The organism is Stenotrophomonas sepilia (assembly GCF_003244875.1).
GTDB classification, from domain to species: Bacteria; Pseudomonadota; Gammaproteobacteria; order Xanthomonadales; family Xanthomonadaceae; genus Stenotrophomonas; species Stenotrophomonas sepilia.
The window spans coordinates 1-24,670 of record NZ_LXXZ01000058.1; the positions used below are offsets into that span (position 1 = coordinate 1).

The 24,670-nt window shown below is 65.3% G+C and carries 20 protein-coding genes and 1 pseudogene; 17 read left to right on the forward strand and 4 right to left on the reverse strand.

Annotation, left to right across the window (positions count from 1 at the left end):
* Positions 1-253: 253 nt before the first annotated feature.
* The 3 genes from A7X97_RS11360 to A7X97_RS11370 all read right to left on the reverse strand — a co-directional run bounded on the left by A7X97_RS11360 (position 254) and on the right by A7X97_RS11370 (position 4,597).
* Complete coding sequence (locus tag A7X97_RS11360) at positions 254-1,462, reverse strand: acetyl-CoA C-acyltransferase (protein ID WP_005409292.1); 1,209 nt, start codon at positions 1,460-1,462, stop codon at positions 254-256.
* A gap of 69 nt (positions 1,463-1,531) precedes the next feature.
* Positions 1,532-3,904, reverse strand: coding sequence for a 3-hydroxyacyl-CoA dehydrogenase/enoyl-CoA hydratase family protein (locus A7X97_RS11365; RefSeq protein WP_111007936.1), 2,373 nt, complete (start codon positions 3,902-3,904; stop codon positions 1,532-1,534).
* A 39-nt stretch (positions 3,905-3,943) separates the two neighbouring features.
* Positions 3,944-4,597 (reverse strand): TetR/AcrR family transcriptional regulator, encoded by a 654-nt coding sequence (locus tag A7X97_RS11370; protein WP_061477903.1) that lies wholly within the window; start codon positions 4,595-4,597, stop codon positions 3,944-3,946.
* A gap of 342 nt (positions 4,598-4,939) precedes the next feature.
* Between A7X97_RS11370 and ndk the strand changes: the two genes are divergently transcribed.
* From ndk to A7X97_RS11435, 13 genes and pseudogenes are all read left to right on the forward strand, one after another.
* Entirely contained in the window at positions 4,940-5,365 is a 426-nt protein-coding gene (gene ndk / locus A7X97_RS11375; protein ID WP_005409295.1) for a nucleoside-diphosphate kinase, read from the forward strand.
* Between the two features lie 10 nt (positions 5,366-5,375).
* A complete protein-coding gene (gene rlmN / locus A7X97_RS11380) occupies positions 5,376-6,581 on the forward strand; it encodes a dual-specificity RNA methyltransferase RlmN (protein ID WP_005409296.1) in 1,206 nt (401 codons plus the stop codon).
* A complete protein-coding gene (gene pilW / locus A7X97_RS11385) occupies positions 6,568-7,362 on the forward strand; it encodes a type IV pilus biogenesis/stability protein PilW (protein WP_111007937.1) in 795 nt (264 codons plus the stop codon). The genes rlmN and pilW overlap by 14 nt, the downstream gene beginning before the upstream one ends.
* A gap of 18 nt (positions 7,363-7,380) precedes the next feature.
* Positions 7,381-8,250: a RodZ domain-containing protein gene (locus tag A7X97_RS11390; RefSeq protein ID WP_111007938.1), complete on the forward strand. Its 870-nt coding sequence runs from the start codon at positions 7,381-7,383 to the stop codon at positions 8,248-8,250.
* Between the two features lie 65 nt (positions 8,251-8,315).
* Complete coding sequence (locus tag A7X97_RS11395; protein WP_111007939.1) at positions 8,316-8,954, forward strand: YfgM family protein; 639 nt, start codon at positions 8,316-8,318, stop codon at positions 8,952-8,954.
* The gene (gene bamB, locus A7X97_RS11400; RefSeq protein WP_111007940.1) at positions 8,954-10,162 is read left to right on the forward strand and encodes an outer membrane protein assembly factor BamB; all 1,209 of its coding nucleotides are present in this window, start codon (positions 8,954-8,956) and stop codon (positions 10,160-10,162) included. Before A7X97_RS11395 ends, bamB begins: the two co-directional genes overlap by 1 nt.
* 18 nt (positions 10,163-10,180) lie before the next feature.
* On the forward strand, positions 10,181-11,578 hold the full coding sequence (gene der / locus A7X97_RS11405) for a ribosome biogenesis GTPase Der (RefSeq protein WP_111007941.1): 1,398 nt from the start codon (positions 10,181-10,183) through the stop codon (positions 11,576-11,578).
* A 184-nt stretch (positions 11,579-11,762) separates the two neighbouring features.
* Entirely contained in the window at positions 11,763-12,899 is a 1,137-nt protein-coding gene (moeB, locus tag A7X97_RS11410; RefSeq protein WP_111007969.1) for a molybdopterin-synthase adenylyltransferase MoeB, read from the forward strand.
* 218 nt (positions 12,900-13,117) lie between these two features.
* Positions 13,118-14,950: a monovalent cation:proton antiporter-2 (CPA2) family protein gene (locus A7X97_RS11415; RefSeq protein ID WP_111007942.1), complete on the forward strand. Its 1,833-nt coding sequence runs from the start codon at positions 13,118-13,120 to the stop codon at positions 14,948-14,950.
* A 376-nt stretch (positions 14,951-15,326) separates the two neighbouring features.
* On the forward strand, positions 15,327-16,205 hold the full coding sequence (gene folD, locus A7X97_RS11420) for a bifunctional methylenetetrahydrofolate dehydrogenase/methenyltetrahydrofolate cyclohydrolase FolD (RefSeq protein WP_049402332.1): 879 nt from the start codon (positions 15,327-15,329) through the stop codon (positions 16,203-16,205).
* Between the two features lie 765 nt (positions 16,206-16,970).
* Positions 16,971-18,428 carry an IMP dehydrogenase gene (gene guaB, locus A7X97_RS11425; protein ID WP_032958143.1) on the forward strand — a complete coding sequence of 486 codons (1,458 nt, stop codon included), beginning with the start codon at positions 16,971-16,973 and terminating at the stop codon, positions 18,426-18,428.
* A 103-nt stretch (positions 18,429-18,531) separates the two neighbouring features.
* Positions 18,532-20,097 carry a glutamine-hydrolyzing GMP synthase gene (gene guaA / locus A7X97_RS11430; RefSeq protein ID WP_019661318.1) on the forward strand — a complete coding sequence of 522 codons (1,566 nt, stop codon included), beginning with the start codon at positions 18,532-18,534 and terminating at the stop codon, positions 20,095-20,097.
* A 310-nt stretch (positions 20,098-20,407) separates the two neighbouring features.
* A pseudogene (locus tag A7X97_RS11435) lies at positions 20,408-21,662 on the forward strand (tyrosine-type recombinase/integrase).
* A gap of 25 nt (positions 21,663-21,687) precedes the next feature.
* Here A7X97_RS11435 and A7X97_RS11440 read toward each other — a convergent pair.
* On the reverse strand, positions 21,688-22,053 hold the full coding sequence (locus tag A7X97_RS11440; RefSeq protein WP_111007943.1) for a helix-turn-helix transcriptional regulator: 366 nt from the start codon (positions 22,051-22,053) through the stop codon (positions 21,688-21,690).
* A gap of 419 nt (positions 22,054-22,472) precedes the next feature.
* On the opposite strand from A7X97_RS11440, the gene A7X97_RS11450 reads away from it, so the two are divergent.
* The 4 genes from A7X97_RS11450 (at position 22,473) to A7X97_RS11465 (ending at position 24,644) form a co-directional block, all read left to right on the forward strand.
* A complete protein-coding gene (locus A7X97_RS11450) occupies positions 22,473-22,886 on the forward strand; it encodes a type II toxin-antitoxin system RelE/ParE family toxin (RefSeq protein ID WP_227837157.1) in 414 nt (137 codons plus the stop codon).
* A complete protein-coding gene (locus A7X97_RS11455) occupies positions 22,886-23,206 on the forward strand; it encodes a helix-turn-helix domain-containing protein (RefSeq protein WP_065199104.1) in 321 nt (106 codons plus the stop codon). Before A7X97_RS11450 ends, A7X97_RS11455 begins: the two co-directional genes overlap by 1 nt.
* Before the next feature lie 140 nt (positions 23,207-23,346).
* Positions 23,347-24,081 (forward strand): RNA polymerase sigma factor, encoded by a 735-nt coding sequence (locus tag A7X97_RS11460; protein WP_196769183.1) that lies wholly within the window; start codon positions 23,347-23,349, stop codon positions 24,079-24,081.
* Complete coding sequence (locus A7X97_RS11465) at positions 24,081-24,644, forward strand: hypothetical protein (RefSeq protein WP_111007944.1); 564 nt, start codon at positions 24,081-24,083, stop codon at positions 24,642-24,644. The genes A7X97_RS11460 and A7X97_RS11465 overlap by 1 nt, the downstream gene beginning before the upstream one ends.
* The last annotated feature ends 26 nt before the right edge of the window (positions 24,645-24,670 follow it).

A 24,670-nucleotide genomic window follows, 5' to 3' on the forward strand; every position in this document is an offset into this window, starting at 1 on the left:
GGCTGCCTTTTTTGCTTGTTGGGGTCAGATCCCTTTGCGCAGCAAAGGGATCTGACCCCGGCCTTTGACCCTGCCTTTGCTCATCCCTCCGCCGCGGGGGGGGGCTGGAAGGGCCGGGTTGGCAGGGCTGCCCGGGACCGTTGGCGCCATGGATGGCGCCATCGAGCCCCCATGGAAGGGTTCACGGCGTGTCCCGGGCAGCCCTGCCAACCCGACCCACGCCATGAAGCCCAACGAGGCAACGCCTTGAACCTTACAGCGCCTCGAAAATACCCGCTGCGCCCATGCCGGTGCCGATGCACATCGTCACCATGCCGTACTTCTGCTGGCGACGACGCAGGCCGTGCAGCAGGGTCGCGGTACGGATCGCGCCGGTCGCGCCCAGCGGATGGCCCAGGGCGATCGCGCCGCCCAGCGGGTTGACCTTGCTCGGGTCCAGGCCGCAATCGCGGATCACTGCCAGCGACTGCGCGGCGAAGGCTTCGTTCAGTTCAATCCAGTCCAGCTGGTCCTGGGTCAGGCCGGCCTGCTTCAGGGCCTTCGGGATCGCGGCGATCGGGCCGATGCCCATCACTTCCGGGCGCACGCCGGCCACCGAGAAGCTGACGAAACGCGCCAGCGGGGTCAGGCCGTAATCCTTGATCGCCTGCTCCGAGGCCAGCAGCACGGCACCGGCGCCATCGCTCATCTGCGACGAGTTGCCGGCGGTGACGGTGCCGCCGAACTGGCCGTTGCGGAACACCGGGCGCAGCTTGGCCAGGCCTTCAGCGGAGGAATCCGGGCGCGGGCCCTCGTCGGTGTCGGCGATCTTGTTGCGGGTGATGATGCGCTGGCCATCGGCCAGGTCCGGCAGGTGCGAGACGATCTCGTACGGGCTGATTTCGTCCTTGAACTCGCCGTTCTGGATCGCCGCCATGGCCTTCTGGTGCGAGGCCAGGGCGAACGCGTCCTGGTCTTCGCGCGAGACCTTCCACTCTTCGGCCACCTTCTCGGCGGTGATGCCCATGCCGTAGGCGATGGCGACGTGGTCGTTGTCGAACACGCTCGGTGCCATGGCGATCTTGTTGCCCATCATCGGCACCATCGACATCGACTCGGTGCCGCCGGCCAGCATCAGGTCGGCGTTGCCCAGGCGGATCGCGTCGGCGGCCTGCGCCACGGCCTGCAGGCCAGAGGAGCAGAAGCGGTTCACGGTCTGTGCGGCGATGGTGTTCGGCAGGCCGGCCAGCAGCACGCCGATGCGCGCCACGTTCATGCCCTGCTCGGCTTCCGGCATGGCGCAGCCGATGATGGCGTCATCGATGCGGTTGACGTCCACGCCCGGGGCCTGGGCGACGACGCTGCGCAGCACGTGCGCAAGCATGTCGTCGGGGCGGGTGTTGCGGAACATGCCCTTGGGCGCCTTGCCAACCGGGGTACGGGTGGCGGCGACGATGTAGGCGTCCTGGATTTGCTTGGTCATTGCAGTGATCTCTTGAATAGGGGTTGGAAGAGGTTGCCGGCCAGCGGCCGGCACTACCGATGTCTTCCGTCAGTTCCGCAGCGGCTTGCCGGTCTTGAGCATGTGCGCGATGCGGGCCTGGGTCTTTTCCTGCTGGGCCAGTTCGACGAAGTGCTTGCGCTCCAGGGTCAGCAGCCACTCTTCGTCGACCAGGGTGCCGCGATCGACCTTGCCGCCGCACAGCACGGTGGCGATGCGCTCGGCGATCTCGTAGTCGTACGGGCTGATGAAACGGCCTTCCAGCATGTTGACCAGCATCATCTTGAAGGTGGCGATACCCACGTCACCGGCGACCTGGATGCGGCGTGCCGGCAGCGGCGGACGGTAGCCGGCTTCGGCCAGGGCGCGTGCTTCGGCCTTGGCGATGTGCAGGGCCTCGTAGCTGTTGAACACCACCTTGTCGGTGCTGCGCAGCAGGCCCAGTTCCTTGGCGTTGACCGCCGAGTTGGACACCTTGGCCATCGCCACGGTCTCGAAGGTCTTCTTCAGTTCGGCGAACACGTCGCCACCCGGGCCCGCAGCCTGCGAGGCGCGCACCGCCAGTTCCTTCAGGCCGCCACCGGCCGGCAGCAGGCCGACACCGGCTTCGACCAGGCCGATGTAGCTTTCCAGGAAGGCCACGGTCTTGGCGCTGTGCATCTGGAACTCGCAGCCACCACCCAAGGCCAGGCCGCGCACGGCGGCCACCACCGGCACCAGCGAGTACTTGATGCGCTGGCTGGTGCGCTGGAAGTTGGCGACCATCTCTTCGAACTGGTCGACCTTGCCGGCCTGCAGCAGGCCCAGTGCACCGGCCAGGTCGGCACCGGCGGAGAAGGGTTCCTTCTGCTGCCAGATCACCAGGCCCTGGAAGTCCTTCTCGGCGCGGCTGACGCATTTCTGCAGGCCATCCAGCACCTGGTCGGACACGGTGTTCATCTTGGTCTTGAAGCTGACCACGGCGATGCCGTCACCGTCGTGCCACATGCGCAGGCCGTCGTTCTCGAACACGGTCTCGCCCGGCGCGAACTTCTCGCCCAGCAGCGGATCCGGGAAGCGCTGGCGCTGGTACACCGGCAGCGACGAACGCGGCAGCTTGGCGTTGCGCGACGGGCTGTAGCTGCCCTCGGCAGCGTGCACGCCATCGCGGCCATCGAACACCCAGTCCGGCAGCGGCGCGTTGCTCATGCTCTTGCCGGCCACGATGTCATCGGCGATCCACTGCGCGACCTGCTTCCAGCCGGCGGCCTGCCAGGTTTCGAACGGGCCCAGCGACCAGCCGTAGCCCCAGCGGATGGCCAGGTCGACGTCGCGCGCGGTCTCGGCGATGTCGGCCAGGTGGTAGGCGCTGTAGTGGAACAGGTCGCGGAAGGTCGCCCACAGGAACTGCGCCTGCGGGTGCTGGCTTTCCCGCAGCTTGGCGAACTTCTCGGCCGGGTTCTTGATCTTCAGGATCTCGACCACTTCCGGGGCGGCGGTGCGGTCGGCCGGGCGGTAGTCCTGCTTCTCCAGGTCCAGCACGACGATGTCCTTGCCGACCTTGCGGAAGATGCCGGCGCCGGTCTTCTGGCCCAGCGCGCCCTTGGCAATCAGCGCGTCCAGCCACTTCGGGGACTTGAAGAATTCATGCCACGGGTCATTCGGCAGGGTGTCGCCCATGGTCTTGATGACGTGCGCCATGGTGTCCAGGCCGACCACGTCGGAGGTGCGGTAGGTGGCCGACTTCGGGCGGCCGACCAGCGGGCCGGTCAGGCCGTCCACTTCGTCGAAGCCCAGGCCGAACTGCTGGGTATGGTGGATGGTCGACAGGATCGAGAACACGCCGATGCGGTTGCCGATGAAGTTCGGGGTGTCCTTGGCGTACACCACGCCCTTGCCCAGGGTGGTGACCAGGAAAGCTTCCAGGCCTTCCAGCACGGCGGCATCGGTGGTGGTGGCCGGGATCAGCTCGGCCAGGTGCATGTAGCGCGGCGGATTGAAGAAGTGCACGCCGCAGAAGCGGTGGCGCAGCTGCTCGGGCAGCACGTCGGCGAGCTTGTTGATGCCCAGGCCCGAGGTGTTGGAGGCCAGCACCGCGTGGTCGGCCACGAACGGGGCGATCTTCTTGTACAGGTCCTGCTTCCAGTCCATGCGCTCGGCGATGGCCTCGATGATCAGGTCGCAGTCCTTCAGCTGCTCCAGGCCGGACTCGTAGTTTGCCGGGGTGATGGCTTCGGCAAGCGACTTGCTGGCCAGCGGCGCGGGACTCAGCTTGCCCAGGTTGGCGATCGCCTTCAGCACGATGCCGTCGGCCGGACCTTCCTTTGCAGGCAGGTCGAACAGCACGGTGTCGACGCCGGCGTTGGTGAGGTGGGCGGCGATCTGGGCACCCATGACGCCGGCACCCAGCACGGCGGCGCGGCGGACTAGCAGGGAATTGGACATGGTGTAGGGCCTTTGTTGGTCAGCAGTTACTGGGTGGAATCAAACGGAAGCGGGCAGGGCGCTGGCGCGTGCGGCGGCGCGGAACCCGGCTTCGGCGAAATGGATCAGTTCGTGGGCGGCATGGGCACGATGCGCCGCTTCGGTGACACCGGCGGGACGCTTGATCAGCCCGAAGTCGGCCATGGCATAGGTGAGCGAACCGGCCAGGAAGTCCAGGCGCCAGTACAACTCTTCCTTGCTCAGGCCGGGCACGCATTCGCCGATGGCCTTGCCGAATGCACGCAGCACGTGGCCGTAGTGGTCGGACAGGAACTTGCGCAGGTTGTCGTTCTTCTCGGCATAGGCGCGGGCGATCACGCGCACGAAGGCGCCGCCGTTCTGGCGGTCCTGGGCCAGCGCCAGGGCCGGCTCGACGAAGGCGGCCAGCACCGGGCGCAGTTCGCCAGGGTGCTCGGCGCGGGCGCGTTCGAGCTGAGACAGGCGGGCGCCGGTCATCTCGTCCATGCGGCGGCGGAATACCTCGTTGACCAGGTTTTCCTTGGAACCGAAGTGGTAGTTGACCGCCGCGATGTTGACGTCGGCCTGGCTGGTGACCTGACGCAGCGAGGTGCCGGCGAAGCCGTGCTGTGCGAACAGCTCCTCGGCCGCGCCGAGGATCCGGTCCTTGGTCGAGAAGTGTGCGGGCTTGGCCATCGGTGGGCGGACCTTAATCAAACGATTGTTTGATACTAGAACCAGACGGTAGCGTATGGCATTTTGCAGTGCAGCAAAATTGCCCGGGCCGGTCAGATTTCACTCAGGTGGGTGAATGGGTGGATCTGAACCTGTAGAGCCGAGCCCATGCTCGGCTGCTCTTTCCAAAGGTCAGCCGAGCATGGGCTCGGCTCTACAGGAGGGCCGCAGGCCCTCTACCACCCAGCCGCGTTATCTTTTACAATTCGCCTACGTTTATCAGGCTAAGCCCGCGTCCCGACGCGGGTTTTTTTCATGTTACCCTTCGGGCCATCAGCGGCCCGATTCCATTGGAGACATCCCATGGCGCTGGAGCGCACCCTTTCGATCATCAAGCCGGACGCCGTTGCCAAGAACGTCATCGGCGAAATCTACGCCCGCTTCGAGAAGGCCGGCCTGAAGGTCGTGGCCGCCAAGTACAAGCAGCTGTCCCGCCGTGAAGCCGAAGGCTTCTACGCCGTGCACCGCGAGCGTCCGTTCTTCAACGCGCTGGTCGAGTTCATGATCTCCGGCCCGGTGATGATCCAGGCCCTGGAAGGCGAGAACGCCGTCCTGGCCCACCGCGACCTGCTGGGCGCCACCAACCCGAAGGAAGCCGCGCCGGGCACCATCCGCGCCGACTTCGCCGAATCCATCGATGCCAATGCCGCCCACGGCTCGGACTCGGTCGAGAATGCCGCGATTGAGATCGCCTACTTCTTCGCCGCCACCGAAGTCGTCTCGCGCTGAGAGTAATGCCGTGAACGAGGTCGTACAGTCCCCCGCCATCCAGCCGCTGCCGAAGTCGGCACCCACGGCTGGCAAGCAGAACCTGCTCGACCTCGATCGCGCGGGCCTGGAGAAGTTTTTCGTCGAGGTCCTCGGCGAAAAGAAGTTCCGTGCCCATCAGGTGATGAAGTGGATCCACCATCGCTACGTCACCGACTTCGATGAAATGACCGACCTCGGCAAGGTCCTGCGCGCCAAGCTGCAGGCCCATGCCGAGGTGCTGGTTCCCAACATCGTGTTCGACAAGCCCTCCGCCGACGGCACCCACAAGTGGCTGCTGGCGATGGGCGTGGATGGCAAGAACGCCATCGAGACCGTGTACATCCCGGACAAGACCCGCGGCACGCTGTGCGTGTCCTCGCAGGTCGGTTGCGGCCTGAACTGCACGTTCTGCTCCACCGCCACCCAGGGCTTCAACCGCAACCTGACCACCGCCGAGATCATCGGCCAGGTGTGGGTTGCCGCACGCCACCTGGGCAACGTGCCGCACCAGATGCGCCGCCTCACCAACGTGGTGATGATGGGCATGGGTGAGCCGCTGATGAATTTCGACAACGTCGTGCGCGCCATGAGCGTGATGCGCGACGACCTGGGCTACGGCCTGGCCAACAAGCGCGTGACCCTGTCGACCTCTGGCCTGGTGCCGCAGATCGACCGCCTGTCTGCCGAAAGCGACGTGTCGCTGGCGGTGTCGCTGCATGCGCCGAACGACGCGCTGCGCGAGACGCTGGTGCCGCTCAACAAGAAGTACCCGATCGCCGAGCTGATGGCCTCGTGTGCACGCTACCTGCGCGCCAACAAGCGCCGCGAGTCGGTCACCTTTGAATACACCCTGATGAAGGGCATCAACGACAAGCCCGAGCATGCCCGGGAGCTGGCCCGCCTGATGCGCCAGTTCGACAACGCGGTGCAGGCCAAGGATTCGGGCAAGGTCAACCTGATCCCGTTCAACCCGTTCCCGGGCACCCGCTACGAGCGATCGGAAGAAGCGCACATCCGCGCCTTCCAGAAGATCCTGCTCGACAGCAACGTGCTGACCATGGTCCGCCGCACCCGTGGCGACGACATCGATGCCGCCTGTGGCCAGCTCAAGGGCCAGGTGATGGACCGCACCCGCCGCCAAGCGGAGTTCAACAAGACGCTGCAGGCGGGGAAGGGGAGCGATGCCGCGGCCTGACCGCCTCTGGCTGGTTCTGTTCGCGGGCGTGCTGGCCGTTGCGGTCGGCGGCTGCAAATCCCATCCCAAGGCCAAGCTTGGGCCGAGCCAGGCGCCGGTCTATTCGGTGGCTGACCCGGAAAGCGTGCGGCGCGAAGTGCGCTGGCGCGACCTGTTGACCCTGGCGACCCGTGACATGCAGGTCGGCAATCTCGACGCCGCCGAGCGCAAGGTGCGCGAAGCGCTGAAGCTGGCGCCCGAGGCGCCCGAGGCGCCCGATGCGCTGGTGCTGCAGGCCGGCATCGATGACCGTCGTGGCCGCACCCGCCAGGCGGGCGAGAATTTCCGCAAGGCCGCCGAGCTGGCGCCGCAGCGCGGGGACGTGCTCAACAACTACGGTGCCTGGTTGTGCCAGCAGGGCCAGCCGGCCGAATCGCTGGTCTGGTTCGACCGGGCGCTGCAGGCGCCGGGCTATGCCACCCCGGGCGAAGCGCAGGCCAATGCCGGCAGCTGCGCACTGGACGCTGGGCAGCTCGAACGTGCCGAGCGCGACCTGCGCGCGGCACTCGTCGCGGCGCCGGCCAACCCGGTGGCGCTGGAGTCGATGGCCCAGCTGAGCTTCCGCCAGGGCCGCTACATGGAGGCCCGGGCCTTCGCCGAACGTAGGATTGCGGCTGCACCCGCAACGCGTTCCGTGTTACAACTTGCGTCTCAAATCGAAGCGAGGCTGGGCGATCGGGCGGCATCTGATCGCTATCTGCAGCGGATTCGACAGGAATTTCCGCAGGAAGCGGGCTCCTAACTCCAGGGTTGATGCATTGTGATTGATGACCAGACTGTGAGCGCTCTCGAGACTGCGGCCGGCTGCGGCACCCGCCTGCGCCAGGCCCGTGAATCGGCCGGACTGACCCTCGAAGATGTCGGCTCGCGCCTGCGCATGCCGGTCCAGGTGGTCAAGTCCCTGGAAGAGGAACAATGGCAGAAGCTGGGGGCGCCGGTGTTCGTGCGCGGCCAGCTGCGCAGCTATGCGCGCCTGCTCGACGTGGACGTGGGCGAGCTGCTGGAACAGGCCCAGGTCGGCCCGGTGGTTCCGCCCACCCTGGTCAGCCATACCCATACCCCGCGTGCGCGCCGCATTGCCGAGAACCTCGGCCGGCGCGTGCTGTATGTCGGCATCACCGCCGTGCTGGCGGTGCCGGTGTGGTTCGCCACCCGTGGCCACTTCGACGGCAGCGCGACCCCGTCGCCGAGCACCGCCTCGCTGGACGTGATCCCGGCCGCCGTGCCGGTCACGCCGTCCGCAGCCGGTAGCGAGATGGCCGCCCCGGCCGAAGCGACCACGTCCCCGGCCAGCAAGCCGGCGGCCACCCCTTACGTCGCCTCGCTGGCCCCGGTGCCGCGCCCGGCACCGGCCCCGGCTGCCGGCAATGCGCTGGAAATGCAGTTCAGCGGCGACAGCTGGGTCGACATCGGCGGCCCGGACGGCAGCACCGTCGAGAAGGCACTGATCAAGTCCGGCGAGACCCGCAGCTTCACGCCGGGCCAGGTGACCCGGGTGACCCTGGGCAACGCCTCGGCGGTCCAGGTTCAGCAGAACGGCGCTATCGTCGATCTGACCCCCTACCAGCGAGCCAACGTGGCACGCTTTCAGGTATCCTCTGAAGGCTCCGTAGTCCCGGTTTCGCACTGAGGCGCGGTTTCACCACCTTCGATTAAACCCAATGGTCCCTCCCGACGGGCGGGGCGAGAGTACGCATGGCGATCGACGATCTGCTCGACGAGCACGAACAAAGTGAACGCGTCCGCAGCTGGCTGCGGAAGAATGGCGCCAGCATCCTCGGTGGCGTAGTCATCGCCATCGGTGCCATTGCCGGCTGGCAGTGGTACCAGAAGGATCAGGGCAGCAAGCTGGCCTCGGCCAATGTCGAGTACCAGAAGGCCCTGCAGGGCCTGCAGCAGAACAAGCTTGACGACGCCGCCAAGGCGGTCAAGGCGCTCGAAGCCGGCCCGTCCAGCATCTACGGCGACCTCGCGGCGCTGCAGCTGGCCAAGGCCCAGGTCGACGCCGGCAAGAACGAAGAGGCACTGGCCACCCTGCGCAACGTGAAGGTCGAAGGCGACCTGCAGCGCGTGGTCGACCAGCGTGTGGCCCGCCTGCTGGTGGCCACCGGCAAGAGCGACGAGGCCATCAAGCTGCTGGGCAGCGCCACCGACAGCAGCAGCCTGGAAATCCATGGCGATGCGCTGATGGCGCAGGGCAAGCGCGATGAGGCCCGTGCACAGTACGAGAAGGCGCTGAAGACGCTGGACGTGGCAGCGCCGCAGCGGCGCCTGCTGGAAACCAAGGTTATGGACGCCGGCGGCACCGTTGCCGCCCCTGCGGAGTCGGTTTGATGAGTCAGAAGGTCATGATCACCCGCGTCGCCACCGTGCTCCTGATGGGCATGGCCCTGACCGGCTGCGGCACCATGAAGGGCTGGTTCGCCGGCAAGGACGCGGCGGCGAAGAAGGCACAGGAACCGGCTGAGCTGGTCAAGTTCGAGCCGACCGTGAAGGTCAGCAAGATCTGGTCGGTCAACCTCGGCAAGGGCGAGCGTCGCATCGGTGTGCGCCAGGGCCCGGCGGTGGCCAACGGCCACGTGTTCGCTGCGGCGATCACCGGTGGCGTGCACGCCATCGACCTGCAGACCGGCAAGAAGGTCTGGACCTGGGAGCCGAAGAAGGAAAAGAAGAAGGCCAAGCTGCGCTTGTCCGGCGGCCCGGGTGTCGGTGAGAACCTGGTCGTGATCGGCACGCTGGATGGCCAGGTCATCGCGCTGGACATCAACGACGGCAGCGAGAAGTGGCGCGCCCGTGTTCCGGGTGAAGTGATCGCCGCGCCGGCCGTTGCCCAGGGCATGGTCTACGTGCGCAGCAACGACGGTCGTGTGACCGCCTTCGATGTCGGCAACGGCACCCAGAAGTGGTTCAACCCGAGCGAGCTGCCGGCGCTGACCGTGCGCGGCAACGCGCCGGTGGTGACCGGCCCGGGCGTGTTGTTCATCGGCAAGGACGAGGGCGCGGTCGCGGCCCTGGCCCAGCAGGATGGCCGCACGCTGTGGGAACAGAACCTCGGCAACGGCGAAGGCCGCACCGAGCTGGAGCGCATGGCGGACGTCGACGGCGCACCGGTGCTCGACGGCAACACCCTGTACGTGAGCAGCTTCAAGAACCAGACCATGGCCATCGAAGGCCCGACCGGTCGCCCGCTGTGGGCGCGCGACCATGGCGGCGCAGGTGGCGTGGCGGTATCGTCCGGCAATGTGTTCGTGACCGACAACAAGGGCGGCGTGTTCGGCCTGGACAAGGCCAGCGGCGCAGCCATGTGGTCGCAGACGGCACTGGCCCGTCGCTCCCTGACCGGCCCGGCACTGCACGGCGACTACGTCGTGGTCGGTGACTACAAGGGATACGTGCACTGGTTGCAGACCTCCGATGGTGCGATGGCGGCACGGGCAAAAAGTGGCGGCGACGCCCTGCTGGCCCAGCCGGTCGTCGTAGACGGGGTGCTGCTGGTGCAGAACGTGGATGGCAAGCTGACCGCCTTCCGGTTGGCAAACTAAAAAATTGGAGTAATCGCGATGCTGCCTCTGGTCGCCCTGGTTGGACGGCCGAATGTCGGCAAGTCGACTATTTTCAATGCGCTTACGCGCACCCGTGACGCGCTGGTCCATGACCAGCCCGGCGTCACCCGCGACCGCAACTACGGTGTCTGCCGCCTCGACGAGGACAACCATTTCCTCGTCGTGGATACCGGCGGTATCGCCGGGGAAGACGAAGGCTTGGCCGGCGCCACCACGCGCCAGGCCCGGGCGGCGGCTGCCGAGGCGGACCTGATCCTGTTCGTTGTCGATGCCCGCGAGGGTACGTCGGCGCTGGACGACGAGATCCTGGCCTGGCTGCGCAAGCTGTCGCGCCCGACGCTGCTGCTGATCAACAAGATCGACGGCACCGACGAGGAAAGCGTGCGTTCCGAGTTCGCCCGCTATGGCTTCGGCGAGATGCTGACCGTCTCGGCCGCGCATCGCCAGGGCCTGGACGACCTGCTGGACGAAGTGATCCAGCGCCTGCCGGAAGAAGGCAGCGGCGAAGAGCTGGACAACGACCCGAACCGCATCCGCATCGCCTTCGTCGGCCGCCCGAACGTGGGCAAGTCGACCCTGGTCAACCGCATCCTCGGCGAGGAGCGCATGATCGCCTCCGACGTGCCGGGTACCACCCGCGACTCGATCGCGGTGGACCTGGAGCGCGACGGCCGTGAGTACCGCCTGATCGACACCGCCGGCCTGCGCCGTCGTTCGCGCGTGGATGAGGTCGTCGAGAAGTTCTCGGTGGTCAAGACCATGCAGTCGATCGAGCAGTGCCAGGTGGCCGTGCTGATGCTCGACGCCACCGAAGGCGTGACCGACCAGGACGCCACCGTGCTCGGTGCCGTGCTCGATGCCGGCCGCGCGCTGGTGATCGCCATCAACAAGTGGGATGGCCTGACCGAGTACCAGCGCGAGCAGGCGGAAACCATGCTGTCGCTGAAGCTGGGCTTCGTGCCGTGGGCCGAGTCGGTGCGCATCTCGGCCAAGCACGGCTCGGGCCTGCGCGAGCTGTTCCGTGCGGTGCATCGTGCGCACGAATCGGCGAACAAGACCTTCACCACCAGCGAAGTGAACAAGGCGCTGGAAGTGGCTTACGAGACCAATCCGCCGCCGACCATCCGCGGCCATGTCTCCAAGCTGCGTTACGTGCATCCGGCCGGTTCCAACCCGCCGACCTTCATCGTGCACGGCACCCGCCTGAAGGAACTGCAGGAGTCGTACAAGCGCTACCTGGAGAACTTCTTCCGCAAGCGCTTCAAGCTGATCGGCACGCCAGTGAGCTTCATCTTCCGCGAGGGTACCAACCCGTACGAGGGCAAGAAGAACGTCCTCACCGAGCGGCAGGTCAAGGCCAAGCGGCGCTTGATGAAGCACGTCAAGGGCAAGTGATTCACGGGAAGGCGGCCGCAGGGCCGCCTTCTTCGTTCGCGCTCCCACCGGTAGTGCCGGCCGCTGGCCGGCAACCTCGCGTCGTCCGGTGCGTTCATGGCCATGCCGGCCAGCGGCTGGCACTACCCCATGTTTGCAGGTATCGGTCAAGGCGGCCTGCCGCCACGTGCGCGATAATGCGGCCATGAGCATTCAAGAGCTTTCCCCCGCGCAGGCACGCGAGCGCCTGGCCCACGGCGCCGTGCTGATCGATGTGCGCGAGGCGCACGAGCGGGCCGGCGGCATGGCCGAGGGCGCGCGCGGCGTGGCCAAGGGCGAGCTGCAGGCCGACCCGGCCGCGCATCTGCCGCGGCGCGACCAGGAGATCCTGCTGATCTGCCAGAGCGGCAAGCGCTCGGCCGATGCCGCGCAGTTCCTGCTGGAGGCCGGGTACGCCCAGGTCGCTTCCGTGACGGGCGGCACCGTGGCCTGGCGCGAGCAGTCGCTGCCGCTGGTGCAGCCGCTGGCCAGCGCCGCCGACCGTGATTTCTACGATCGCTATTCGCGCCACCTGCTGCTGCCACAGGTGGGCGAGGCCGGCCAGCGCCGGCTGCAGGATTCGCGCGTGCTGGTGCTGGGTGCGGGCGGCCTGGGTGCGCCGGCCGGCTTCTATCTGGCCGCCGCGGGGGTAGGGCACCTGCGCTTCGCCGACCACGACCGCGTGGAGCGCAGCAACCTGCATCGGCAGATCGTGCATACCGAAGCCAGCGTCGGCCAGCTCAAGGTCGATTCCGCGCGCGAGCGGCTGCTGGCGTTGAATCCGTCGATCGAGGTCGAGGCGGTGCCGGAGCGGGTGACCTCTGAGAACGTGGATGCGCTGCTCGAGGGCGTGGACGTGGTGCTGGATGGCTCGGACAACTTCCCGCTGCGCTACCTGCTCAACGACGCCTGCATCAAGCACGCCAAGCCCCTGGTCTATGCCGCCATCGAGCGCTTTGACGGCCAGGTAAGCGTGTTTGACGCTGGCCGCCAGCGTGGCGTGGCGCCGTGCTACCGCTGCCTGTTCCCCGAGCCGCCGCCGCCGGAGTTCGCGCCGAACTGTTCCGAGGCCGGGGTGCTGGGCGTGCTGCCTGGCCTGGCCGGCGTGCTGCAGGCCACCGAGGTGCTGAAGCTGCTGCTGGGCATCGGTGAGCCGCTGGTCGGTCGCCTGCTGCGCTTCGATGCGCTGGGCATGCGCTTCCGCGAGACCGGCATCCGGCCGGACCCGCATTGCCCGGTGTGTGCGCCGGGCGTGCCGTTCCCGGGGTATATCGATTACGCCGCGTTCTGCCGGGGTGGGTGAGGCTGGCCGGGGATTCATCCACGCATGGCGTGGATCTACCGACGCATTAGTAGATCCACGCCATGCGTGGATGGATGTATCGGGTTTCGGGATGATGCTGGGGATCGCTCCCTGCATCGTTCCATCGCCAAGACAATCCGGCGCAACATGCGTGCTATTGCCGTCATCGGCATTGCTCTATTGTTGAACCCGATTCTGGATCTCGGGGAACACACCGCATGGCGGTAGAAGCAGCGACCAGCGAGCTGGTCAAGGTCGTCGCCCTGTTGGGCGCGGCGGTGGTGATGGTGCCTTTGTTCCGCCGGGCCGGCCTGGGCTCGGTGCTGGGCTACTTCGCCGCTGGCCTGGCGATCGGACCGTTCGGGCTGGGCTGGTTCTCCGACCCGCAGGCGATCCTGCATACCGCCGAGCTCGGCGTGGTGATGTTCCTGTTCGTGATCGGTCTGGAAATGCGGCCCTCGCACCTGTGGGGCCTGCGCAAGGAGATCTTCGGGCTGGGCACGCTGCAGATCGTCACCTGTGCGCTGGTGCTGACCAGCATCGCCAAGCTGTTCGGGCTGCCGTGGCAGGTGGCCTTCATCGGCGCCACCGGCTTCGTGCTCACTTCCACTGCGGTGGTGATGCAGCTGCTGGCCGAGCGCGGTGACATCGCGCTGCCGTCGGGGCAGAAGATCGTTTCGATCCTGCTGTTCGAAGACCTGCTGATCGTGCCGTTGCTGGCGCTGGTGGCCTGGATGGCGCCGGGCGCGGGCAGTGCCGGCGGCGATGGTTCGCGTTGGCTGTCGGTGGCGATCGGCGTGGGCGCCATTGTCGGCCTGGTGCTGGTCGGCCGCTTCCTGCTCAATCCGCTGTTCCGCGTGTTGGCCGAGTCGAAGGCGCGCGAGGTGATGACCGCCGCCGCGCTGCTGGTGGTGCTGGGCGCCGCGCTGTTGATGCAGCTGTCCGGCCTGTCGATGGCGATGGGCGCGTTCCTGGCCGGTGTGCTGCTGAGCGAATCGACCTTCCGCCACCAGATCGAGGCGGACATCGAGCCGTTCCGCGGCATCCTGCTGGGCCTGTTCTTCCTCAGCGTCGGCATGGCGCTGGACCTGGGCGTGGTGGCCGGCAACTGGCAGCTGATCCTCGGCCTGGTGCTGGCGTTGATGGCGGCCAAGGCGCTGTGCATCTACGTGGTCGCGCGCATCATGGGCAGCGACCACGCGCAGGCGCTGGATCGGGGCGTGCTGATGGCGCAGGGCGGCGAGTTCGCCTTCGTGCTGTTCTCCGCCGCCGCATCGGCCGGCGTGATCAACCTGGAGATCAATGCCAACTTCACCGCCGTGGTGGTGCTGTCGATGGCGCTGACCCCGCTGGTGGTGCTGCTCTACAAGCGCATCGCGCCGAAGCCGACGGTGAACATGGACGGCGTGGACGAGGCCGATGGCCTGTCCGGCAGCGTGCTGCTGATCGGCTTCGGCCGCTTCGGCCAGGTCGCCAGCCAGTCGCTGCTGGCGCGCGACGTGGACGTGACCATCATCGACAACGATGTGGAGATGATCCAGAGCGCGGCGCGCTTCGGTTTCAAGATCTACTACGGCGACGGTACGCGACTGGACGTGCTGCATGCCTCGGGCGCGGCCACCGCACGTGCGATTGCGGTGTGCGTGGACAAGGCCGAGGCGGCTGACCGCATTGTTGAGCTGGTGTCGCACGAGTTCCCGCAGGCAAAGCTGATGGTGCGCTCGTTCGACCGCGAGCATTCGCTGCGGCTGATCCATGCCGGTGTCGATTTCCAGATCCGCGAGACGTTCGAGTCGGCGGTGCTGTTCGGCCAGGCCGCGCTGGTGGAACTGGGTGCGGACGAGGACGATGCGATCGAAATTGCCGAGCAGATCCGTCGCCGCGACGCCGAGCGCTTCGAGCTGGAGATTGCCGGTGGTGGTCTGAATGCCGGCGCCAAGATGGTGTTCGGCAATTCCGGCCAGGGCGTGCCGACGCCGACGCCGTTCACCGCGCCGAAGCGGGCAAGCAAGACGTTGAACCCGCAGGACGTGCCGGAAGAGGAAGAATAAAGCCCGGTAGTGCCGGCCGCTGGCCGGCAAATGTGCAAACGTTCCGACGACATGAGGTTGCCGGCCAGCGGCCGGCATTACCCGGGTTGGGAATTGCCGAAGCCGGTGGTTGGTAGTGCCGGCCGCTGGCCGGCAGATGCGCGAACGTTCCGGCGTCATGAGGGTGCCGGCCAGCGGCCGGCACTACCGTGTGGGGAATTGCCGAAGCCGGTGGTGGTAGTGCCGGCCGCTGGCCGGCAGATACGGAAACGTTCCGACGTCATGGGGTTGCCGGCCAGCGGCCGGCACTACCGGGTGGGGATTACCCAAGCCGGCGGTGGGCGAGGGGGCCTGAATCAGGGACAATAGCGTCCCCGCCGCCCCACGCCTGCTCCCGATGACCGATTCCGCCCCCCAGCATCCTGCCCGCATCCTTGATGGCCGCCGCATCGCCGAGGACCTGCTCGACAGCCTGAAGGTGCGCGTCGACGCCCGCGTGGCCGCCGGTGGCAGCCGTCCGGGCCTGGCCGTGGTGCTGGTCGGTGGCGACCCGGCCTCGACCGTGTATGTGCGCAACAAGCGCCGTGCCGCCGAGAAGGTCGGCATTGAAGCGCATGACTACGACCTGCCGGCCGGTACCACCGAAGCCGAGCTGCTCGACCTGATCGACCAGCTCAACGCCGATCCGAAGATCAACGGCATCCTGATCCAGCTGCCGCTGCCGGGCATCCCCGACGCGCGCCGGCTGATCCAGCGCATCGACCCGCGCAAGGATGTGGACGGTTTCCACCCGGAAAACGTCGGCCACCTGGCCCTGCGCGAGTTCGGCCTGCGCCCGTGCACCCCGCGCGGCATCACCACGCTGCTGGGCCACACCGACCAGCCGGTGCGTGGCCGCAACGCCACCATCGTGGGCGTGAGCAACCACGTCGGCCGCCCGATGGGCCTGGAGTTGCTGATTGCCGGCTGCACCGTGACCAGCTGCCACAAGTTCACCCCCAAGGACGTGCTGGAACAGGCCGTGCGCAACGCCGACATCCTGGTGGTGGCGGTGGGCCGCCCGGGCATCGTGCCGGGCGAGTGGGTGAAGCCGGGCGCGGTGGTGATCGACGTCGGTATCAACCGGTTGGATGACGGCCGGCTGGTGGGCGACGTCGGGTTTGAGGCGGCGGCCCAGCGGGCCAGCTGGATCACCCCGGTGCCGGGTGGTGTGGGCCCGATGACCGTGGCCACGTTGATGCAGAACACCCTGGAAGCGGCGGAAGCGCTGAGCTGACCTCACCTGGGGCTGTTCTCAGGTGCCTGAGGGATAGTGCGGACCAACGGTCCGCACCCACCAAAGGCGCTTCAGGGCTGGCTCGGGTGATCCTCTCAAGGTGGGTGCCGACCGTTGGTCGGCACAATGCCGGTGCACAGGTATATGAAGGCAGTGCGGACCAACGGTCCGCGCCCACCAAAGGCGCTTCAGGGCTGGCTCGGGTGATCCTCTCAAGGTGGGTGCCGACCGTTGCTCGGCACAATGCTGGGGCACAGGTGTCTGAAGGGCAGTGCGGACCAACGGTCCGCACCCACCAAAGGCAGGCCGATGACTCGCTCCTGGTAGGTGCCAACCAAAGTTGGCACCTACCACAGGCGCTCCAGGGCTGGCCCGAGTGATCCTCTTAAGGTGGTTGCCGACCGTTGGCCGGCGCAATGCTGGGGCACAGGTGTCTGAAGGGCAGTGCGGACCAACGGTCCGCACCCACCAAAGGCAGGCCGATGACTCGCTCCTGGCAGGTGCCAACCAAAGTTGGCACCTACCACAGGCGCTCCAGGGCTGGCTCGGGTGATCCTCTTAAGGTGGGTGCCGACCGTTGGTCGGCGCAATGCTGGGGCACAGGTGTCTGAAGGGCAGTGCGGACCAACGGTCCGCACCCACCAAAGTGGTACGCGGGCCCCTGAACCAATCGCCGCCGGCGCGACACTGCGTCGCATCCACCCCCTGCCACGCGACGCGAAAACAGGGTAAAATGTCGCGCTTCCCCACATCTCGGGTATGCCGATGCTGCGCATCCAGGCTGAAGCACTCACTTACGACGACGTCTCGCTCGTCCCCGCCCACTCGACCATCCTGCCCAAGGACGTCAACCTCGAAACGCGGTTGACCCGAGACCTGAAGCTGAAGCTTCCGATCCTGTCCGCCGCCATGGATACCGTCACCGAAGCCCGCCTGGCCATCGCCATGGCCCAGCTCGGCGGCATGGGCATCATCCACAAGAATCTCAGCCTGGAACAGCAGGCCGCGGAAGTGGCCAAGGTCAAGAAGTTCGAGGCCGGTGTCATCCGCGACCCGATCACCGTCGGCCCGGAAACCACCATCCGCGACGTGCTGGCCCTGACCCAGGCGCACAACATCTCCGGCGTGCCGGTGGTGGGCAGCGACGGCCAGCTGGCCGGCATCGTGACCCACCGCGACATGCGCTTCGAGACCGAGCTGGACGATCCGGTCCGCCACATCATGACCAAGAAGGATCGCCTGATCACGGTCAAGGAAGGCGCCGCGTCTGACGAAGTGCTGCAGCTGCTGCACCGCAACCGCATCGAGAAGGTGCTGGTGGTCAATGATTCGTTCGAACTGCGTGGCCTGATCACCGTCAAGGACATCCAGAAGAACACCGACTTCCCGAACGCTGCCAAGGATCTGTCGACCCGCCTGCTGGTCGGCGCGGCCGTCGGCGTGGGTGGCGATACCGACCGCCGCGTGGAAGCGCTGGTCGCCGCCGGCGTGGACGTGATCGTGGTCGATACCGCGCACGGCCACTCGCAGGGCGTGCTGGACCGCGTCAGCTGGGTCAAGAAGAACTTCCCGAACGTGCAGGTCATCGGTGGCAACATCTGCACCGGCGAAGCCGCACTGGCCCTGCTGGACAGCGGTGCGGACGCAGTCAAGGTCGGCATCGGCCCGGGCTCGATCTGCACGACCCGCGTCGTTGCCGGCGTCGGCGTGCCGCAGGTCACCGCCATCGACCTGGTGGCCGAAGCGCTGCAGGACCGCATCCCGCTGATCGCCGACGGTGGCATCCGCTACTCGGGCGACATCGGCAAGGCGCTGGCCGCCGGTGCCTCGACCATCATGGTCGGCGGACTGCTGGCCGGTACCGAAGAATCGCCGGGCGAGACCGAGCTGTACCAGGGCCGTTCGTACAAGAGCTACCGCGGCATGGGTTCGCTGGCTGCCATGGAGAAGGGGTCGAAGGACCGCTACTTCCAGGACGCCGCCACCGCCGACAAGCTGGTGCCGGAAGGCATCGAAGGCCGCGTGCCGTACCGCGGCCCGGTGGGCGGCATCATCCACCAGCTGATGGGCGGCCTGCGCGCCACCATGGGCTACGTGGGCTGCGCCACCATCGACGAGATGCGCAGCAAGCCCAAGTTCGTGAAGATCAGCGGCGCCGGCCAGCGTGAGAGCCACGTCCACGACGTGACGATCACCAAAGAGCCGCCGAACTACCGCGCCTGACGCGGGCCGAGCAAAGAGGAACGGGGAAGCACTTCCCGTTCCTCTTTCTCCATCTGCCGCCGTAAATCTGATTTCGTTTTCCCTACTGCATTGCCGGGGCGCCATGACCAACATCCATAACGACAAGATCCTCATCCTCGATTTCGGCGCGCAGTACACGCAGCTGATTGCCCGCCGCATCCGCGAGCTGGGCGTCTACTGCGAAATCTGGGCGTGGGACCATAACCCGGCCGAGATCGCCGCGTTCGGCGCCAAGGGCATCATCCTGTCCGGTGGCCCGGAATCGACCACGCTGCCGGGTGCGCCGGCCGCGCCGCAGGAAGTGTTCGACAGCGGCCTGCCGATCTTCGGTATCTGCTACGGCATGCAGACCCTGGCTGCGCAGCTGGGCGGTGCCACCGAAGCGGCGGATCAGCGCGAATTCGGCCACGCCGAAGTGAACGTGATCAACCCGGATGCACTGTTCAAGGGCCTGAGCGACCACGGCGGCGAGCCGAAGTTGAATGTCTGGATGAGCCATGGCGACCACGTCTCCGTTGCACCGCCGGGCTTCACCATCACCGCCACCACCGACCGCATTCCGGTGGCCGCCATGGCCAACGAAGAAAAGCGCTGGTACGGCGTGCAGTTCCACCCGGAAGTGACCCACACCCTGCAAGGCCAGGCGCTGCTGCGCCGCTTCGTGGTGGATGTGTGCGGCTGCCAGACCCTGTGGACCGCCGCCAACATCATCGACGACCAGATCGCCCGCGTGCGCGAACAGGTGGGCGATGACGAAGTGATCCTGGGCCTGTCCGGCGGCGTCGATTCGTCCGTGGTGGCCGCGCTGCTGCACAAGGCCATCGGCGAGAAGCTGACCTGCGTGTTCGTGGATACCGGCCTGCTGCGCTGGCAGGAAGGCGACCAGGTGATGGCGATGTTCGCCGAGCACATGGGCGTGAAGGTGGTGCGCGTGAATGCCGCCGACCGTTACTTCGCCGCGCTGGAAGGCGTGAGCGACCCGGAAGCCAAGCGCAAGATCATCGGCAACCTGTTCGTTGAGATCTTCGACGAAGAGTCGAGCAAGCTGAAGAACGCCAAGTGGCTGGCGCAGGGCACCATCTACCCGGACGTGATCGAGTCGGCCGGCAGCAAGACCGGCAAGGCGCATGTGATCAAGAGCCACCACAACGTGGGCGGCCTGCCGGAGCACATGAAGCTGGGCCTGGTGGAGCCGTTGCGCGAGCTGTTCAAGGACGAAGTGCGCCGCCTGGGCGTTGAGCTGGGCCTGCCGCGCACCATGGTCTACCGCCATCCGTTCCCGGGCCCGGGCTTGGGCGTGCGTATCCTGGGCGAAGTGAAGCGCGAGTACGCCGAGCTGCTGGCCAAGGCCGATGCCATCTTCATTGATGAGCTGCGCAAGGCCGATCTGTACGACAAGACCAGCCAGGCGTTTGCCGTGTTCCTGCCGGTGAAGTCGGTGGGCGTGGTGGGTGACGCGCGGGCTTATGAGTGGGTGATTGCGCTAAGGGCTGTGGAGACGATCGACTTCATGACCGCGCATTGGGCGCATCTGCCGTATGAGTTCCTGGGGACGGTGAGCAACCGGATCATCAATGAGTTGCGGGGGGTTTCAAGGGTTGTTTATGACATCTCGGGGAAGCCGCCGGCTACTATTGAGTGGGAGTGAATTTACGTCCTTCGAGGACTATCGCCAGCTATCGAAAAACTGACGTAACGTATTGATTTAGAAAGAAATACGTCGCGGCAGCTATCGGTGGCTATCGCCGGCCAGCAGAAAAAGTTGGCGGTAGAGCTGACGGTAAAAATCGAGGCCGGATTAAGACGCTCTCGTTCACTATTCAGACTTTTACCGTCTTTGACGGTAAAAGTCTTCTCGGGAATGCTTGTTTTATGCGGCTTTCCGGGCATCAGCAGGTCTCCAGGTCCTTGACGGTAAAGCCTGACGGTAAAGCCGTCACAAGCCGGAGGAAACCTCGATGCGTACTGACGCCGCACTACGAAATCTGAAGCCTAAGTCCAAGATTTATAAGGCTTCTGACCGGGACGGGATGTACGTGACGGTATCGCCCAGCGGTACTGTCACCTTCCGCTACGACTACCGCCTCAACGGACGCCGTGAGACGCTGACCCTCGGGCGCTACGGCCCTGGGGGCATCTCACTGGCGATGGCGCGCGAACTGCTCCTGGACGCGCGCAAAGCCGTGCTCAAGGGCACCTCGCCTGCGCTCGAAAAGCAGCGCGAGAAACGCCGGGTGGTCGCCATCAAGACCTTCGGCACGGCGATGGACACCTGGCTGGCCAATGCACGGTTGGCCGACAGTACCCGCGCCATGCGCAAGCACATCATCGACCGGGACATCCTGCCGGTCTTCCAGAACCGCCTGCTTACCGAAATCCAGGCCGAAGACCTGCGGGCCTTGTGCCACAAGGTCAAGGAGCGTGGGGCGCCGGCCACGGCTGTCCAGATTCGGGACATCGTGAAGCAGGTTTACGTCTATGCCATCGCCCACGGCGAGAAGGTGGACAACCCAGCCGACAGCGTGGGGGCGGCCTCGATCGCTACCTTCGTGCCGAAGGACCGCGCCTTGTCGCCGCTGGAGATCCGGCTGTTCGTGCAGCAGATGGAATCGGTGGCGCTATCCGACCATCAAGCTGGCGTTGCGCTTGATCCTGCTGACGCTGGTGCGCAAGAGCGAACTGATACAGGCTACTTGGGATGAGGTCGATTTCGAGAGCAAGACCTGGACGATCCCGAAGCAGCGGATGAAGGGGCGCAACCCGCACGTGGTTTATCTGTCACGCCAGGCGCTCGACATCTTCGTGACGCTGCACGCTTGCGCGGCCGGCTCAAAGTTCGTTTTTCCTTCTCGTTACGATGCCGAGCGGTTCATGTCCAATGCGACCTTGAATCGGGTCACGCAGCTCGTGGCGGAGGCTGCAAAGACCAAAGGGCTGCCGCTACAACCGTTCACTGTCCATGACCTGCGCCCTACCGGCTCGACGTTGCTGAACGAGATCGGCTTCAACCGCGACTGGATCGAGAAGTGCCTAGCGCACGAGGACGGGCGTTCCTCGCGCTCGGTCTACAACAAGGCTGAGTACGCCGAGCAGCGGCGTCACATGCTGCAAGAGTGGGCCAACCTGGTCGATGCCTGGGGCGGCGGGCAGACCTACGTGCCAACGTTGTTGCCGAAGAACGTCGTCGTGCCGGCGTTGAGCGCGGTGGCCTGATCGGATGAAAGGCCGCTGCGCGGCTTCATTCCTCACTCGAACCCGCCCGAACAGGGCGGGTTTTTCGTAAGTGGACATTCGGTTTCGAGACGCTGCCGCGACGAGCTTGCTTGCGTTGCTCGATCCACGCTTCCACTTCGGCCAAGTCCCACACGACGCAGCGCGGCGTCAGGTTGAAGCGGTGAGGGAACTCGCCGCGCCGCTCCATTTCGTAGATCGTCGTTTCAGCTAGGGGGACGATCAGCCGCAATTCCTGGCGGCGGATGGTGCGCCGAAAGGGAAGGGCACTGCGCTGCTGCTTCGGGAAGTGCGGCAACTCTTCGTAGGCTTTCGTGCCCGGCAGCGGAAGCGCACCGGATGTTTGTGATAGCTGTTCCACTTCGGCCTCCATGAGTACGCTGCATGGAGACATGGTGAAGTTCAGTACCTATCGGGACAACTTGCTGCGGCGTAGTGCGGCGAACTTGGTGCAATCTTGATCTCAATTGCTATGCCGAAAATCCGAAATGGTGTCTCAGATTTTCGATTCGTATCGAGTCGCGGCTACGGTCAAGGAGTTGACCCGATTCGGGCTGCCGCTAAGAAGGTCGCCAGCCAGCGGCGGGACACCATCGACAGCCAGTAAGGATTCCCGCTGTCGTATGGACGGTGACAAGACCCGCACCAGTCAAGGCAACTCCCGCCCGTACCGGCATCGCAAGAGTCCGTCGCGTGCCGTGCCGCCTGGCACGAAGCGGGCCGAGACAAAGCAAGCTTCCGAAGCCATGGACGCCGCCATCCCCTGAGCCGTGGCGCCCGAATTGTCGTGTCATGTTGCCCGATTCGGGTGTGCTTGTGATCTATATCCGGACGGGTATAATTATTACACGGAAACGCAAGCTCTCGAACTGGGAGGGGGCGTCGAAGAAAGACTTCAATGAATTCCCGATCGACGCGCGGAAGAACATGGGCGTGGCGCTGTTCATTGTCCAGTTGGGTGGCACGCCGGACTCGGACAAACCTTGGAAGGGGCTGGGCTCCGGTGTGTACGAATTGCTGGAAGACCACCGGGGCGATACCTTTGGCGCGGTCTATACCGTGCGGGCTGCCGACGCAGTGCATGTGCTCCATGCATTTCAGAAGAAGTCCAAGTGCGGTATCGCCACGCCGCAGACGGATGTTGAATTGATCGAGAAGCGGCTGAAAGCAGTGCTCGCCCGCTATGGGGCGAGTGGGAGAACGTGATGGCTCGCAAAGACAATCCTCAAGGTACCGACAACGTGCTGCACGACCTCGGTTTCGATGATGCAGAGGAACTGTCAGCGAAGGCGGCGCTTGCGCTCAAGCTCAACGAACTGATTGATCAGCGCGGCTTGAGTCAGATGGAAGCCGCAACGATTACCGGCATGACTCAACCCAAGGTGTCGCAAGTACGACGCTACAAGCTCCAGAACATTTCGCTGGAGCGACTGATGCAAGCGTTGGTTTCATTCGACCAATGTATAGAGATTGTTGTGCATCCTGCGAGGCGGACAGACGCAGCGGGTATATCTGTAGCTGCGTGAACAGCGCTCTGGGTTGAACCTACATGAGAATAAGCGACGAGGCAGCACCTGCGGTATGCAGCGTTTCGTAACTTGAATGAGCGATAGGGGGAGGCATGGCGCGGCCATTACGGAAGGTAACGCGAGAAGGAGTTCTCTATGTGCGCCGCACTATTGTTGAGGCGGAGATCGGGGAGTTGGAAAAGCTTGAGCCGAACGAACTCGTGGCGCGCTGCCAACAGTGGCCAGAGTCCGCTCCCGGGGCTGTGAGTCCTGAGGCCCTCCTTTACTTTGTGCGAACGACCGATGCGGCGAGTCCGCATCACGAACCGTTGCTTCGTGCTTTGATGCGCAGCGTACTACACCGGCTGCCGAAACCTGACAATGTTGATGGCACAACGACCGATCTCGCTGAACTAAGCATCCGCGACCGTGTGATGGACACGTTTGTGGATCGCCTCCTAGGCGATCAATCCGAATACGATGACAAGCTTGATTACTTCGAGATCAATTTCAATGGCGCGATGGCGAAGGATCGCTTGGACGCCGGTGCTCAGATCCGGGTCGAACAGAACCGTTCGGCAGAGTTGCTGAACGAAGATGACGAGATCACTGCTGAGGTCGAGCAGGCGGTGGAGCACTATGACCCGTTTGATCCCGATGAACTCGACAAAAAAGATTACCGGCGGCTGCTGAACGGCGCGATTGATACGTTGCCGCTTCTGCAGAAACAAATTATTGAGATGTTGCGCCGAGATATTCCCATCATGTCGAATGACCCGAGCGTTCCCACGATCAGTAAGGTGTTGGGCAAGGCGGAAAAAACTATCCGCAACCAGCGCGACCGTGCTTTCGCGACGTTGCGGCGACGCCTTGAGCGAAAGGAGGGGCTGTGATGAACCAATCGCAAGCAATGACCCGCGACGAAGTGCTCTACGCCTTTGCCGTAGAAGATGCAGGGAATAACGACGCATTGATGCGTTACCTTGCCATGTATCCGCAATACGCACACGAACTGATCGATCTATCCCGGGAGCTTTCCCGTCCTGTATCTCATGAGCCGCTGTCCGCCGCGGATGCGCAGCGTGTGGATGCCGCGGTAGCCCGCTTCCGTGCCGGTGCTGGACGCCGTGAACCTGCGAGTTTCACGGCGCAAGCCTTCAATGTGGCGGCTGAACGCCTGCACCTCCCCAGACTGGTGTTGATCTCGTTTCGGGAGCGCCGGGTCGATCTCGCCTCAGTGCCTGCGCGTTTCCTTGAGCGCTTGGCTGGAGCGCTGGAGAGCACTTTAGATCAACTGCGTACTTTCCTATCACAGCCCCCCCTGGTTTCTGCCGCGCGGCAGAGTAAGTCGCGCATCAAACCAGCCGCAGCGACCAAAGTGTCGTTTGAAAAAATCTTGCGTGACGCCGGCGTGGAGGCCGAGCGCGTGCAAGTGTTGATCGATCGGGGCGAATAAGTGGACGCGGTCGAGCTTGCGCGACA

Coding starts and splice junctions, on each gene's coding strand:
- A7X97_RS11450 (WP_227837157.1), top strand. CDS start 22,473: ATGTTGCCCGATTCGGGTGTGCTTGTGATCTATATCCGGACGGGTATA.
- A7X97_RS11370 (WP_061477903.1), bottom strand. CDS start 4,597: ATGGCCAAGCCCGCACACTTCTCGACCAAGGACCGGATCCTCGGCGCG.
- folD (WP_049402332.1), top strand. CDS start 15,327: ATGACCGATTCCGCCCCCCAGCATCCTGCCCGCATCCTTGATGGCCGC.
- bamB (WP_111007940.1), top strand. CDS start 8,954: ATGAGTCAGAAGGTCATGATCACCCGCGTCGCCACCGTGCTCCTGATG.
- A7X97_RS11440 (WP_111007943.1), bottom strand. CDS start 22,053: ATGGAGGCCGAAGTGGAACAGCTATCACAAACATCCGGTGCGCTTCCG.
- A7X97_RS11365 (WP_111007936.1), bottom strand. CDS start 3,904: ATGTCCAATTCCCTGCTAGTCCGCCGCGCCGCCGTGCTGGGTGCCGGC.
- A7X97_RS11395 (WP_111007939.1), top strand. CDS start 8,316: ATGGCGATCGACGATCTGCTCGACGAGCACGAACAAAGTGAACGCGTC.
- pilW (WP_111007937.1), top strand. CDS start 6,568: ATGCCGCGGCCTGACCGCCTCTGGCTGGTTCTGTTCGCGGGCGTGCTG.
- guaB (WP_032958143.1), top strand. CDS start 16,971: ATGCTGCGCATCCAGGCTGAAGCACTCACTTACGACGACGTCTCGCTC.
- A7X97_RS11455 (WP_065199104.1), top strand. CDS start 22,886: ATGGCTCGCAAAGACAATCCTCAAGGTACCGACAACGTGCTGCACGAC.
- A7X97_RS11360 (WP_005409292.1), bottom strand. CDS start 1,462: ATGACCAAGCAAATCCAGGACGCCTACATCGTCGCCGCCACCCGTACC.
- guaA (WP_019661318.1), top strand. CDS start 18,532: ATGACCAACATCCATAACGACAAGATCCTCATCCTCGATTTCGGCGCG.
- A7X97_RS11465 (WP_111007944.1), top strand. CDS start 24,081: ATGAACCAATCGCAAGCAATGACCCGCGACGAAGTGCTCTACGCCTTT.
- ndk (WP_005409295.1), top strand. CDS start 4,940: ATGGCGCTGGAGCGCACCCTTTCGATCATCAAGCCGGACGCCGTTGCC.
- der (WP_111007941.1), top strand. CDS start 10,181: ATGCTGCCTCTGGTCGCCCTGGTTGGACGGCCGAATGTCGGCAAGTCG.
- A7X97_RS11415 (WP_111007942.1), top strand. CDS start 13,118: ATGGCGGTAGAAGCAGCGACCAGCGAGCTGGTCAAGGTCGTCGCCCTG.
- moeB (WP_111007969.1), top strand. CDS start 11,763: ATGAGCATTCAAGAGCTTTCCCCCGCGCAGGCACGCGAGCGCCTGGCC.